Origin of the sequence: Paenibacillus sp. FSL H8-0315, from assembly GCF_038005365.1 — a bacterium.
Taxonomy (GTDB): domain Bacteria; phylum Bacillota; class Bacilli; order Paenibacillales; family Paenibacillaceae; genus Paenibacillus_AQ; species Paenibacillus_AQ odorifer.
Genome location: NZ_JBBOTA010000001.1, coordinates 2,439,303 through 2,451,823, shown reverse-complemented (window position 1 = coordinate 2,451,823; position 12,521 = coordinate 2,439,303). Strand labels below are relative to the sequence as shown.

Genomic DNA, 12,521 nt, shown 5'->3' with positions numbered 1-12,521 from the left:
TGTGCTGCCTCTTTTTTTAAGGGCTATCTAATGATCTGGTATTTTCCTTAACTGGCATAGAATTCGGCAATGGTTTAAGATAAATCAATAGAATAACTTAAGTGGTCTGAGTCCTGAATTTTTTGCTACCACAGTACGGAAAAGGAGGAATTGCATGTTTCGAAGAGACTATATTGTCCGGATGATCGAAGATATGACGGCGATGGTTGCCAAGGTATTTTCTCTAAAGCAGGAACGGAAGACGACAGAAGCTTTATGGGAAATCGATGAGCTGTTGAACCGGCATTTTCCGCTGAATTCACGTCTTTTAAATTCACTATCTGTAGAAGATATCATAGATATGTTTCGTTTCGGCGGTGTGGTTGAGTCCGATAAGCTTCAAGGTCTGGCCAAACTGCTGAAGGAAGAAGGCAGCATTTATGCGGCAAATGGCGATAAGGATGCAGCATTATTTAGAAGTATGAGAGCTTTACACTTATATTTGTACGCGGATCTTCATGGAGCAGACAGGGAGCTGCTGCATATGACTCAGGAAATTGATGAACTCTTGCAGGATGTGCAGGCCTATCGTCTCCCGTCTAAAACGGAGCGGCTACTGTTGGAGTATATGGAGTCGGTAGGACGATATAGTAAAGCGGAGGACAGCCTCTACCGGCTGTGGGAGCAAGGAGAAGATGTTGTAATAGAAGGGGATAAGCTGTACAATCGGCTGCTGCTCAAATCATCTGCAGAATTGGAACAAGGTGCCCTTCCTCTGGAGGAAGTAGAGCAGGGGTTAAAAGAGTGGGGCAGGGTAACAGGGATACGAAAGGAAGCAGGAACCTGATGAATACGATGAATATCCCTTTATATATTATCGATGCTTTTGCAGAACAGGCTTATTCAGGCAATCCTGCGGCGGTATGTTTACTGGAGCATCCCGTCGATGAAGGTTATATGCAGAAGACAGCAGCGGAAATGAACTTGTCAGAGACAGCTTTTCTCTGGCCAGAGGAAGATGGATATCGCTTGCGATGGTTTACACCTAAAGTTGAGGTCAAGCTGTGTGGGCATGGGACTCTAGCAAGTGCGCATGTACTATGGGAGAGCGGATTGCTAGCGCCTGACATGGAAGCAAGGTTCTATACACGCAGTGGGTTGCTCAGAGCTTCTCGTTCAGGAGATTTGATCTCACTGTACTTCCCGCCTTATCAGCTTCAACCCTCTCCTGTAATTTCAGGTCTCGCAGCAGCGCTTGGTATTGCAGAAGCCAATGTGGTGGAAACTATGCGATATGCTGACAATGTACTTGTACGACTGGATCAGGAAGCCCGGGTTCGCGAACTCAGCCCTGACTTCGGAGCTTTATCCGGGCTTGAAGGGAGAGGTTTCGCGGTTACCGCAGAAAGCTCTATCGAAGGTATTGATTGTATATCACGTTTTTTTGCGCCGAAGGTAGGAGTGAATGAGGATCCGGTAACAGGCTCAGCGCATACTGCACTGGCACCCTTTTGGGCGGATAGACTCAATCGTACGCAGTTGACCGCTTATCAAGCTTCGAAACGTGGAGGTTTGCTTCAGTTAGAGGTAAGTAAAGACGAGATTAAGTTGTCTGGGCGAGCATTAACTATAGTTAGTGGTGAGCTGCATGTTAAGCCCTGCTAGAACAAGGAACGCCCCTTGTTAACACGTGATATAATGAACGATGATGGTTAGGAGACATAGATTCTCCATTTTTAATCCCGAAAGTGAGATGTGCGTTGTGGAATCTTTAACAGCTCTAATTGAACAACTAATTAATGACCGTACTTTGATTACGGCTACCCTAAGTCAAGTACGTTATAAAGGCGAAAATTGTACCAAAGTGCAGGTTAAACCTGTTGAACTAAAGGGGAAGCTGCATTATCAGTTTGCGTCCTATATTGGTACAAAGGTAGAACATCGCAACGTACCCGCTGAGTTAGCGGCGGAAGAAATATCTCTTTTATTTAGAGAAACGTATCGGCAAGGTTTGTTGTGTACAGTAGAAGCCGATTATCAGGTGCTTATTAGTAAGAAATTCAAAGTATCAATCCTAACCAAGTCTCCAAGTAAAAAGGAAGAGCCGGATCTAGCTCACAACCGTCGCAAACGTTATGTGCTGGAGGATGGAGAGCCTGTGCCATTTCTGGTGGAGCTTGGAATCATGAATAAAGAAGGTAAAGTGCTGGCCAAAAGATATGATAAGTTTCGGCAGATCAATCGTTTTCTGGAGATGGTAGAGGACGTGCTTGCCGATCTGCCAACAGGCCGATCGTTGACGATTGTGGATTTTGGCTGTGGAAAATCATATTTGACCTTTGCGCTGTATCACTATCTGACCGTTCGCAAGAAGCGGGAGCTTAATATCATTGGGTTAGATTTAAAAGCAGATGTGATTGAGCATTGTAACGAACTTGCTGCCAAAATCGGTTATGATCACTTGAAGTTCTTCGTGGGTGACATTGCCGAGTATAATGAGCTGGAGCAGGTGGACATGGTGATCACACTTCATGCTTGTGACACAGCTACCGATGCTGCCCTTGAAAAAGCAGTACGTTGGGGAGCGTCTGTTATTTTGTCCGTGCCTTGCTGCCAGCATGAATTATTCGCACAAATCGAAAATGAAGTAATGAGCCCTATGCTTTCGCATGGCATATTGAAAGAGCGTTTTTCCGCCTTGGCTACAGACGCCATTCGCGCCAAATTGCTCGACATGATGGGTTATAGCAGCCAGCTGCTGGAATTCATCGATCTGGAGAATACACCGAAGAACATTTTGATTCGTGCCGTTAAGAGCTCAGCCGGGGACAACTCCGTCAAATGGCGCGAATACACCGCATTCCGCGATTTTCTGGGAGCAAAACCCTACCTCGAACGCGTATGCGCGGATCTGCTTCCTACTGAGAGTTCGGTAGAAGGGTAGAGGATATTAAGGTAGAAAGCGTAGGACGTTGCAGTGAGTGCGATCTAATGGCGAGTTGGTTTAGTTGTACTTTGTGCAATTAAATATGCTCTGAAGCTGCGTTTTAGTGATTTAGTTGCACTTTGTACACTTAAAAACGAACAATACTCCGCATATGGCGGGATTCTCGAAAAACAGTTGCACAAAGTACAATTAAAGTGGAAGTAAGCAGCGAGAGCACGGGAATAGCTGCACTTTTTACAATTATATAGCTTTTTTGGATGGGAATTCAGATAGTACAGCTAGTGCGATCTAATGGTTAGGATGGTGCAGTGAGTGCGATCCAATGGTGAGGACGGTACGGCTAGTGTGATCTAATGGCGAGTTGGTTTAGTTGTACTTTGTGCAACTAAATATGCTCTGAAGCTGCATTTTAGTGATTTAGTTGCACTTTGTACACTTAAAAATGAACAATACTCCACATATGGCGGGATTCTTCAAAAACAGTTGCAGAAAGTACAATTAAAGTGGAAGTAAGCAGCGAGAGCACGGGAATAGCTGCACTTTTTACAATTATATAGCTTTTTTGGATGGGAATTCAGATAGTACAGCTAGTGCGATCTAATGGTTAGGATGGTGCAGTGAGTGCGATCCAATGGTGAGGACGGTACGGCTAGTGTGATCTAATGGCGAGTTGGTTTAGTTGTACTTTGTGCAACTAAATATGCTCTGAAGCTGCATTTTAGTGATTTAGTTGCACTTTGTACACTTAAAAATGAACAATACTCCACATATGGCGGGATTCTCGAAAAACAGTTGCACAAAGTACAATTAAAGTGGAAGTAAGCAGCGAGAGCACGGGAATAGCTGCACTTTTTACAATTATATAGCTTTTTTGATGAGAATTCGGATAGTGCAGCTAGCGTGACCTAATGGCTAGGATGTTGCAGTGAGTGCGATCTAATGGTTAGGACGGTACGGCTAGTGTGATCTAATGGCGAGTTGGTTTAGTTGTACTTTGTGCAACTGGATATGCTCAGAAGCTGCGTTTTAGTAATTTAGTTGCACTTTGTACACTTAAAAACGAACAATACTCCGCATATGGCGGGATTCTTGAAAAACAGTTGCACAAAATACAATTAAAGTGGAAGTAAGCGGCGAGAGCACGGGAATAGCTGCACTTTTTACAATTATATAGCTTTTTATGGGAATTAGGGCGGTGCGGCTCCTTTGTGGAGAGGTATCGTCTTTTTGCGTTCTAGTCTTGTATTAGTGAAATGTGGAAAGGATAGAGATAAATTAACGAATACAGGGGTATCTAAATGTGGCGTTTTAAAAAAGACCGGAGTCTGGAATCATCAATCGCATATATGTGTGGAGCCTTAGTGATAACGGCTGGGGTGGGTGCTTGTTTGTTGCGGGGATTGTTTTTTACTGAGGAGATGTATCCCTTTCTAACTTTATGGTTTGTGTTGTGTTGTACGTGCTCGCTTTATTATCTTATTGGGGTTGGCGCATGGAGAAAAAGTGGGGGAGGTGCAGTAAGTGGTATTACGGGAGTCAATGGAGTTAGTGAAGGTAGTGAAGGTAGTGAAGTTAGCGGAGAAAATAAAGCGTTAAGAATATTATTAAGCGTCCCTTTAATTATTCTATCACTTTATGTGATTCATTGGTTGCGCGGGCCGCTTTCCTCCCAGGGAACTATGAATGAAACGCTGCGGTGGGGCTTGTATGCTAGCTTTGCATTATTGGTTTGTTTTTGTGCGGTGAACCGGGTGGGGCGGCGGATTGTAAATGTAACTTGGTCTATGGCGGGTATGTTTTTGAGCATGAGCGCTTTGTTGGCTGTTTGTGGAGTGGTAAAGTTGCCTTTCGCTGTGGCCTACAGCAATTCATCGGAAGTGAGTGCCACAGGGGTTAGGTTAGCAGGATTGATGGAATATCCGAATGCTTTTGGTGCTGTTATGGCTGTTTTTCTGCTGGAACGGCTATTTGCTGTTGCTGTTTATTACGGGGAGCCAAAAAAGAGCGTGAATATGTTGGGAGCAAGAAGTGTTGGGCTGGGGATGGAGTGCGCAGAAGCAGAACGGAGGAGCAAAGGGGCAGGAGGCGTGGAAGCGGAGCAGGGAAAAGCGGGAAGCACGACCGCCGCGCTGCTGCGCTTGCTGCCGCTGTTCCCGTACACCGCCGCGCTGCTCCTCAGCGAGTCGCGCGGCGCATGGCTGACGGCGGCTTGCGCCTGCGCCGCCGTCTTGCTCTGGAAGCGGCAGCTAATCGCGCCGCTTCTTGCTGCTGGCGCCGCGCCCGTGGCCGTCGCGGCGCTACTCTACCGCCAACTGGCCCGTGCCGGGTTGGCGATAGAGCCTGTGCCCGGCCTGCTGTTGCTGGCCGGGCTTTGGGCCGGCGCGCTGCTAGCCGGCCTGTGGCTGTGCCGCCGCCAGCGCAGCGCGGCGGGCACTGCCCGAGCCGCCATGCTGGCATTGGCGGCGGCAGGTTGGACGGCGGCGGGGATCGCCGTCCTCCTGCACGTGCGCGAGCGGATCACCGGACCGTCATCGACGGTATCCGCTCGCGGGCTGTTCTACCGCGACGCCTGGCGGCTAGCGGCAGAGGCACCTTGGCTGGGACGTGGGGGTGAGACTTGGCGGCATGCATACCTTGCCGCCCAATCTCGCCCTTATGTAGGCAGCCAGGTGCATAATGGATACCTCGACATCCTGTTGAACTTAGGATTCGTTGGTCTTGCAGCCATACTCCTTATGCTGTTGGCAGCAGGCTGGCTGCTGGCTACTAAATCGCCGCGGTTGCTGCCGCCGTTTCTGGTCATCGTCTTACACAGCGTCGTCGATTTTGACTGGAGCTACGGATTATTTTGGCTGCTGCTATTCTGGCTGCCAGCGCTTGCTCTGGCTGAGGATAAGCAGAAACATCAATCTGCGCCAACCCACCCTCAATCTGCGCCAACCCACCCTCAGTCTGAGACCAAGCTGCCAATTCAATCCACATCTACGAACCCACTCACCAATGTCACTACACCAGCGAATCCGCTAATTGCTCAATCCACATCTACGAACCCGCTCACCAATGTCACTACACCAGCGAATCCGCTGATCACTCACTCTACACCAGCGAATCCACTAATTGCTCAATCCACATCTACGAACCCGCTCACCAATGTCACTACACCTACGAATCCGCTAATCGCTTACCCCACACCCAAGAAATCGCCCCAAATCCGCCTTCGCCAACTAATCGGAACTACGGTATGTTGTTTTTCGCTTCTGCTGGGGGTGCTATCTTTTCACGCCGCTCAAGGAGAGAAGTTCTATCGACAAGCGATTATGTCGGTGGATCCTTCGGTGAAGGTAGAGTTGCTACAGCAATCGCTGGGGTGGAATCCCCGGTCACCTCGAACGGCTATAGCATTATCTAGGCTGCTCTCGGGTGAACAGAGCGTGAGTCTGCTTCGGCAGAGTTTGTTGTATTCTCCCGAGAATGCAAGCTTAAGCTGGGAGCTGGCTGAACGATGGATGAGCAGTGACCATCCGGGGGCAGCGTTATATTGGATAGGCCAGAGCCTTAGGCTGGATAAGTACAACAATGCCAAGTGGGTGAAGGCGATTGAAGGGATGCTTCTTATGGGGCAAAAAAAGCTTGCAGAAGGAAATCGAAAGGAAGGCCTAGTCTGCGTCGCCTCTGGGAATGAACTTCTTCTGGAATATAGAAGGTTGGCAGAAGAAGAGGCTAATAAAGGAGGGCAACATAATGACCGTGAGTTCCAAATGACAGAACAAGCCGACGACTTGAGTCGACGGCTTAGTATGCTGGCTTTACGATTTTAGCGGACGTGAAATCATCCAGGAGTAGAGAATGGGCACGATAATTGCAAGTACGAGTGCCGTAATAATAAGAAGCTTAGACAAGGCTCCGCTCAAAAAGGCTCCTGCAAAAATAAGTAGGCCACCGATCATCCACATTATCCCGGATAGACGATGTGTTTTTCGCCATACCTCAGGGTTGGCGAGCGTCCAGGCTGTACGAACCCCAAACAAGTAATTATCTTTTACCTGTGGCATGTAGTTGCCAAGAGCAATAAACATTATTCCAACAGCGCCTATGGCGATCTTCCCAACATTTATATCTTTACCTAGACCGTAAGCAATCGACAGCACCAGCATTAGATTAAAAAGCATCCCAATAGCAAGTCTGCTCATGGCATAGGCATTTTCGAATTTTTTGTAATTGTCCCGCTTAGGGTCGATGCTGCGTGTGAACTGCATGATCAGCGGGAGCACAATGCCTAAGATTCCGAACACAAAAATAGCTATATTTTTGTCCCAGTATCTGTTGACCTTACCCGTAATTCCAAATTGTGCCGGTAACTCCTGCGGAAGCTTGCTGTAATTGATCAGAGCGTAGGCTAATGTAGCTAAACCTAATATTACGATGAGGGTATCCTGCCATCTCCATTTGAAATCTTTCATCATTAATCCGCCTCCTTTTTGGAATCGATATCCTGATGTTGCTGCTTTCCGTCCAGTGATTTACTCTCCGTCTCCGTTTGCTTACCTGTCCCAGTGAGCTCCAATAACCAACCGAGAACCTCTTCGAGGACTGTTGTGTTTAGCGAGTACATAATAAATTGTCCTTTTCGCTCATCCTGTACAAGATCGGCATGCTTCAGCGCATTCAGATGGTGAGAAATGCTTGGCTTAGACATGTTGAAAAAATCTGCGATTTCACCTGCGGTTCGATCTTTCTCCCTTAGTAACCGAATGATTTGGCGACGGGTAGGGTCAGCTAGTGCTTTGAAGGATTCATTCATATTCCACCCTGCCTTTCGATATTTAAATAATTATCTAAATATATAATAGCTCTTTGCTTTGATAGCTGTCAATGCAGTATTCACTCAGCAATAGCGTGTGTAAAAGTGTCACCGAATCTTTAAAATTAAGGACCGTCCAAAGCCTACTCGTGTTAATACTAACGATGGGCATGCATTCTTTGATGCACCGAACATACGACGCAGAGGAGCGGATATATGATACTAACCAATAAAGTCGCAGTTGTTACGGGTGCAGGATCGGGGATTGGAGAAGCGATTGCTCTGCTTTTTGCCCGACAGGGTGCTAAAGTGATTGCTGCGGACATCCATCTGGCGAATGTAGAAGCGGTAGCCAAAAAGGCGGAAAAGGGTGAGGGACACGGAGTCGTCTACCCCGTAAAGGCTGATGTCTCGAAGGAAGAGGACACACAGCGAATGATTGATGCCGCAACCACACAGTTCGGAGGCCTTCATATCCTTGTTAATAATGCCGGAATTATGGATAAAATGACGCCAGCGCACGAGATCACTGATGACTTGTGGGAGCAGGTGCTTGCGGTCAACGTAACCGGTCCGATGAGAGCCATTCGTAAGGTTTTGCCGATTTTTATGGCGCAGGAAAGCGGATGTATCATCAATGTAGCCTCTATTGGCGGCTTAGCGGGCTCGCGTGCGGGAGTGGCTTATACTTCCTCTAAGCATGCTGTAATCGGGATGACCAAAAATATAGGATTTCAATACACTAAGCTTGGAATTCGCTGTAATGCCATAGCACCGGGCGGGGTAAAGACAAATATTGATCTGTCTGATCCAAGTCCTTTTGGGAGTCAAAAAGCGGGCGAAGGTATGGCGTCGATGCCACGGACAGGGGAGAGCAGTGAGATTGCTTCGGTAGCTTTATTTTTAGCTTCAGATGCTGCAAGCTTTTTGAATGGATCGGTGATAACGGCGGATGCCGGCTGGATGGCTTATTGATTGAGCGCAGATAAAAAGGTGTTCATTTTCCCTTTATTGGTGGAATTTGTTCACCTTTTTTGTTTATGCCTATTACTCAAACTCTTTTTAAGTATGGATTGGAAGATGGAAGCTGCTTGCCGCGTAAGTAGAAGTGATAAGGTTGCTTGTGCTAGAATAGGCTAAGAGAAACTGGAAAATATAGCAGAGCGGCAAAGCTTTTAAAAATATAAGAAAGTATAAGATTAGTATCTATGCTTTTATGTTCTTATATTTCACTCGCTTAAACGCTTAGTGTCTTATAAAGATGCCAAAGGCGATTAGCTTGATACATGTAGCCATATTCTGCGGAAAAGGGAGGAGGAGCACGTTTGCATTTTATTTCTGATCTGATCTCGACATTATTTGAATGGATTCAGAGTCTTGGTTATTTTGGGATTATGATCGGACTGATGATTGAAGTTATTCCTAGTGAAATTGTATTGGCTTTCGGTGGTTTCTTGGTATGGAGTGGAGATATTAATTTTTTCGGCGCAGTATTGTTTGGTACGATAGGCGGAGTGATTGCCCAGATCTTTGTATATTGGATTGGCCGTTATGGGGGCAGGCCTGTACTGGAGAAATACGGGAAATATATTCTTATCCAAAAAAAGCATATTGATCATTCGGAAGAGTGGTTCAATAAATATGGGACAGGCGTAATCTTTACGGCACGCTTTATTCCCGTTGTTCGCCATGCCATTTCCGTTCCAGCGGGGATTTCTCGTATGCCTTTAGGTAAGTTCACTTTATTGACTACACTTGCTGTTATTCCATGGAGTGCTTTGTTCGTATATCTCGGTATGACATTGGGGAATAAGTGGGAAGATATTGACGAGGTAGCAGCTAAGTATACCAACGAAATTATTCTCGTAGCGTTAGCACTAATCATCATTTATTTTGTGTATAAGTGGTTTAAATCCAAGAAGAGGGGGACTGCAAAATGAAACCGAATGTAGCTCATAAATTTGGAAAAGGTCTTACACCGCGCCAATTTGTAGAAAGCATGACGAAGAACCAGCAGGCTTTTGAATCCTGGTATGAGAAGTTTTCTTGGGAAGATGAGAGTGACAAGGAATTTTTTGAAAGCCTGAACCATCGTGATGATTTGCGGGTACTTATCCTTGCCGCTGATTGGTGTGGAGATGTAGTTCGTAATGTCCCTGCGGTATTCCGTATTTTGGAGACTGCCGGAATGAAGACAGAGGTATTCATTTTGGAGGAGAACCAGGAGCTTATGGATGAATTCTTGACCATGGGCGGAAGATCTGTTCCGATTGTGATCTTTGCAGATACCGGCGGATATGTGCTTGGACATTGGGGTCCTCGTCCAGAGCATGTGCAGAGCCTAATGAGAGAGTTCAAACGTGAGAATCCTGATCGCGAGGCCGCTGATTACGACAGCAAAATCGCAGAAGTACGTAAGGCTATGGGGCAAGCTTATGGGGAAGGAACGGAATCACAGGCAGTTATCGCAAAAGAGCTGCGAAGTCTGATTTCCGGATTCTAGACCAATGCTAAATATACGTTCGTTTAATTTAGGTCCGCTTCAGACCAATGCCTACTTGCTGACAGGTGCGGATCCAACGAAGGGTATCATTATTGATCCCGGTATGAATCCTGCGGCATTAGTGCGGAGTATTGAAGGGATGGAGATCGAGGCTATTTTGCTGACCCATGCGCACTTTGACCATATGGGCGGCGTAGACGAAATTCGTAAAGCTAAGAAATGCCCTGTTTATTTACATCCACTAGAGAGTGAATGGCTCAGCAGCCCTAAGCTAAATGGTTCATTGATGTGGCCTGATGTTTCATCTCCTTTAACTACAGATCCTGCAGAATATGATCTGGCAGAAGGACAAGTTCTGCAATTCATCGGACATACCTTCCGCGTGTACCATACACCTGGGCACTCTCCGGGCAGTGTCAGCTTCCTATGCGGGAATGATTTATTCTCTGGAGATGTGCTGTTTAAGATGGGAGTTGGGCGCACCGATTTGCCTGGTGGCAGGGAACGTGATTTGTTCGATTCTATTCGTGGCAAGCTGTACAAAATGGATGATGAAGTGAAGGTTTATCCAGGTCATGGCTCCCGAACAACCATCGGTTTTGAAAAAGTTCGTAACCCTTATATCCCTCAATAAACAATCATTCTAGTAGAACTGACAAGAATCGAGGAATTTTTGATAGACAAAGGGATACAAAAGGACTACAATATTGTTAATTAAATGTAACATTAACCTCGCGAAGCACGCAGACTGCGGAATTAATCCCGGTTTGCGTTCTTTTTTTGTCTACATATAGGTTTAAAAGCATGGGGGGAAATAGATTGGAGAAGAATATATATTACCCGTTGGATTACGGATGGTATGACTCCAAGGAGAAATGGACTAGTTTTTGCAGCAGTAAATGCCGATGTTTTTCAGAATGTTCTGGAAAGGGCGGTTTTTGTACTTCCATCGAACGCAGGGACATACAATCTGAGAATAAGGATGGGAGAATACCAGTGAATTCAGGAGGCGAGCCTAGAAGAACGCCTCTTTTTTGGCATTTCCCTGCTGAAGCAGGATTGCTTCAGCCATGGCGGCGTAAGCTCTGGGAGCTCAAAAAATAAAATTAAAGCGCATTGAACGAATCACTATACATAATCGTATTACAAATAAGAACGAAATCCTGAATGGAGGGGCAGATGAGCGATCAGGCGCTGGAGAAAATCAGACGGGCACAGCAGGGAGATACTTCAGCACTGTCTTCACTGCTGCGAGAACATTATACTTTTCTGTTCAAATATCTACTCAAAGTGACTATGGATCCGTTGCTGGCAGAGGATCTTGTACAGGACACGATGGTCAGATGTATGGAAAAAATCAATACCTATAACGGTTCTTCTTCGTTCTCCTCTTGGTTAATTACGATAGCCACCAGAATATTTATCGATCGAAAGCGGCGCTGGAAACGTGAGGCAGAATGGAAGAAACGGGAACAGCAGGCGCAGGGCACCCGTTCGATTCGTTGGCGGTTTGAGAGCAGGGGGGAAGAATGGAGTGAAGTACTTGATTCCATTTCCAAGCTACCCTCTGCTCAGAGGGTAGCTGTGCTGCTGAAGCATTATTATGGCTATAGCTATGAAGAAATCGGTGTGATCATGCAAATTCCTTCTGGCACGGTCAAATCGCGTGTGTCCCTTGGTCTTAACCAATTGCGAAAGGAGCTGAATGAGGATGGAGAAGGATAAGGAGCCAGAACTGTATTTGCACAAGCTTACTGAAGAGCTTGAACGTTTGGATGCGCAATATGATGACCTCACCCCACCTTCGTTACAGGAACTGGAGTGGTTAATGGCTGATGCAGCTGTGCAGAGAAAGAGAAGGGAACGCAAAGAACTACTGTTATTCTGGGGGGTCTCATTGATCCTGATCTGCGCATTTTTATCCATTCTCACTTCTGCACCCATGATCTATTGGATTATTCAGGCGATCATTCCTATTGTAGGACTGGGTGGCTTAGGGATCGCCAGGATCAGAAGAAATAGAGAAGGTGTACAAGAATGAATGAGCTGCAGGATGTGCCTCTTTGGTTGTGGTTTGGCATAGCAGTAGCGTTAATGCTGCAGGGGACCTTACTGTTCCGGGATGCAAGACGGCGCGGGAAAAAAGCTTGGTTCTGGGGATTGTGGGCGATTACTACAGTTCCGTCACCTGCATTAGTCTACTTACTTGTTGTTATTCTTCCTGAGCGACGTAGACGGAATAAGCAGTTGTGAAGCTTTAGTAAAAAGCTCGTTCCTTTCATCCTATTACA

At 46.4% G+C, this 12,521-nt stretch carries 13 protein-coding genes; 11 read left to right on the top strand and 2 right to left on the bottom strand.

Annotation, left to right across the window (positions count from 1 at the left end; translation table 11 throughout):
• Positions 1-154: 154 nt before the first annotated feature.
• From MHB56_RS10575 to MHB56_RS10560, 4 genes are all read left to right on the top strand, one after another.
• A complete protein-coding gene (locus tag MHB56_RS10575; protein WP_076282738.1) occupies positions 155-826 on the top strand; it encodes a DUF6483 family protein in 672 nt (223 codons plus the stop codon).
• Complete coding sequence (locus MHB56_RS10570) at positions 826-1,644, top strand: PhzF family phenazine biosynthesis protein (protein WP_256717064.1); 819 nt, start codon at positions 826-828, stop codon at positions 1,642-1,644. The genes MHB56_RS10575 and MHB56_RS10570 overlap by 1 nt, the downstream gene beginning before the upstream one ends.
• An 88-nt stretch (positions 1,645-1,732) precedes the next feature.
• On the top strand, positions 1,733-2,923 hold the full coding sequence (locus MHB56_RS10565; RefSeq protein WP_341144370.1) for a class I SAM-dependent methyltransferase: 1,191 nt from the start codon (positions 1,733-1,735) through the stop codon (positions 2,921-2,923).
• A 1,301-nt stretch (positions 2,924-4,224) separates the two neighbouring features.
• Positions 4,225-6,744 (top strand): O-antigen ligase family protein, encoded by a 2,520-nt coding sequence (locus MHB56_RS10560; protein ID WP_341143555.1) that lies wholly within the window; start codon positions 4,225-4,227, stop codon positions 6,742-6,744.
• Here MHB56_RS10560 and MHB56_RS10555 read toward each other — a convergent pair.
• Complete coding sequence (locus tag MHB56_RS10555) at positions 6,733-7,389, bottom strand: SdpI family protein (RefSeq protein ID WP_076219276.1); 657 nt, start codon at positions 7,387-7,389, stop codon at positions 6,733-6,735. The two genes, MHB56_RS10560 and MHB56_RS10555, sit on opposite strands and share 12 nt — an antisense overlap.
• A complete protein-coding gene (locus MHB56_RS10550) occupies positions 7,389-7,727 on the bottom strand; it encodes an autorepressor SdpR family transcription factor (protein WP_076179758.1) in 339 nt (112 codons plus the stop codon). The genes MHB56_RS10555 and MHB56_RS10550 overlap by 1 nt, the downstream gene beginning before the upstream one ends.
• A gap of 216 nt (positions 7,728-7,943) precedes the next feature.
• Here MHB56_RS10550 and MHB56_RS10545 point away from each other — a divergent pair, with 216 nt between their 5' ends.
• The 7 genes from MHB56_RS10545 (at position 7,944) to MHB56_RS10515 (ending at position 12,483) form a co-directional block, all read left to right on the top strand.
• Positions 7,944-8,702: a glucose 1-dehydrogenase gene (locus tag MHB56_RS10545; protein WP_076219277.1), complete on the top strand. Its 759-nt coding sequence runs from the start codon at positions 7,944-7,946 to the stop codon at positions 8,700-8,702.
• A 350-nt stretch (positions 8,703-9,052) separates the two neighbouring features.
• Positions 9,053-9,667 (top strand): DedA family protein, encoded by a 615-nt coding sequence (locus MHB56_RS10540; RefSeq protein WP_036680184.1) that lies wholly within the window; start codon positions 9,053-9,055, stop codon positions 9,665-9,667.
• On the top strand, positions 9,664-10,230 hold the full coding sequence (locus MHB56_RS10535; protein WP_076128653.1) for a thioredoxin family protein: 567 nt from the start codon (positions 9,664-9,666) through the stop codon (positions 10,228-10,230). Before MHB56_RS10540 ends, MHB56_RS10535 begins: the two co-directional genes overlap by 4 nt.
• A 4-nt stretch (positions 10,231-10,234) precedes the next feature.
• Positions 10,235-10,864 (top strand): MBL fold metallo-hydrolase, encoded by a 630-nt coding sequence (locus MHB56_RS10530; RefSeq protein ID WP_076128651.1) that lies wholly within the window; start codon positions 10,235-10,237, stop codon positions 10,862-10,864.
• 545 nt (positions 10,865-11,409) lie between these two features.
• Positions 11,410-11,955 carry an RNA polymerase sigma factor SigY gene (gene sigY / locus MHB56_RS10525; protein ID WP_076179762.1) on the top strand — a complete coding sequence of 182 codons (546 nt, stop codon included), beginning with the start codon at positions 11,410-11,412 and terminating at the stop codon, positions 11,953-11,955.
• On the top strand, positions 11,942-12,271 hold the full coding sequence (locus MHB56_RS10520; RefSeq protein WP_076128645.1) for a YxlC family protein: 330 nt from the start codon (positions 11,942-11,944) through the stop codon (positions 12,269-12,271). The genes sigY and MHB56_RS10520 overlap by 14 nt, the downstream gene beginning before the upstream one ends.
• Positions 12,268-12,483: a hypothetical protein gene (locus MHB56_RS10515; RefSeq protein ID WP_076128644.1), complete on the top strand. Its 216-nt coding sequence runs from the start codon at positions 12,268-12,270 to the stop codon at positions 12,481-12,483. Before MHB56_RS10520 ends, MHB56_RS10515 begins: the two co-directional genes overlap by 4 nt.
• Positions 12,484-12,521 lie beyond the last annotated feature (38 nt).

What these genes read in the sequence shown, in the direction of transcription:
- MHB56_RS10530 (WP_076128651.1), top strand. Translation starts at nt 10,235, where the DNA reads ATGCTAAATATACGTTCGTTTAATTTAGGTCCGCTTCAGACCAATGCC.
- MHB56_RS10560 (WP_341143555.1), top strand. Translation starts at nt 4,225, where the DNA reads ATGTGGCGTTTTAAAAAAGACCGGAGTCTGGAATCATCAATCGCATAT.
- MHB56_RS10570 (WP_256717064.1), top strand. Translation starts at nt 826, where the DNA reads ATGAATACGATGAATATCCCTTTATATATTATCGATGCTTTTGCAGAA.
- MHB56_RS10575 (WP_076282738.1), top strand. Translation starts at nt 155, where the DNA reads ATGTTTCGAAGAGACTATATTGTCCGGATGATCGAAGATATGACGGCG.
- MHB56_RS10565 (WP_341144370.1), top strand. Translation starts at nt 1,733, where the DNA reads ATGTGCGTTGTGGAATCTTTAACAGCTCTAATTGAACAACTAATTAAT.
- MHB56_RS10535 (WP_076128653.1), top strand. Translation starts at nt 9,664, where the DNA reads ATGAAACCGAATGTAGCTCATAAATTTGGAAAAGGTCTTACACCGCGC.
- MHB56_RS10555 (WP_076219276.1), bottom strand. Translation starts at nt 7,389, where the DNA reads ATGATGAAAGATTTCAAATGGAGATGGCAGGATACCCTCATCGTAATA.
- MHB56_RS10515 (WP_076128644.1), top strand. Translation starts at nt 12,268, where the DNA reads ATGAATGAGCTGCAGGATGTGCCTCTTTGGTTGTGGTTTGGCATAGCA.
- MHB56_RS10520 (WP_076128645.1), top strand. Translation starts at nt 11,942, where the DNA reads ATGGAGAAGGATAAGGAGCCAGAACTGTATTTGCACAAGCTTACTGAA.
- MHB56_RS10550 (WP_076179758.1), bottom strand. Translation starts at nt 7,727, where the DNA reads ATGAATGAATCCTTCAAAGCACTAGCTGACCCTACCCGTCGCCAAATC.
- MHB56_RS10545 (WP_076219277.1), top strand. Translation starts at nt 7,944, where the DNA reads ATGATACTAACCAATAAAGTCGCAGTTGTTACGGGTGCAGGATCGGGG.
- sigY (WP_076179762.1), top strand. Translation starts at nt 11,410, where the DNA reads ATGAGCGATCAGGCGCTGGAGAAAATCAGACGGGCACAGCAGGGAGAT.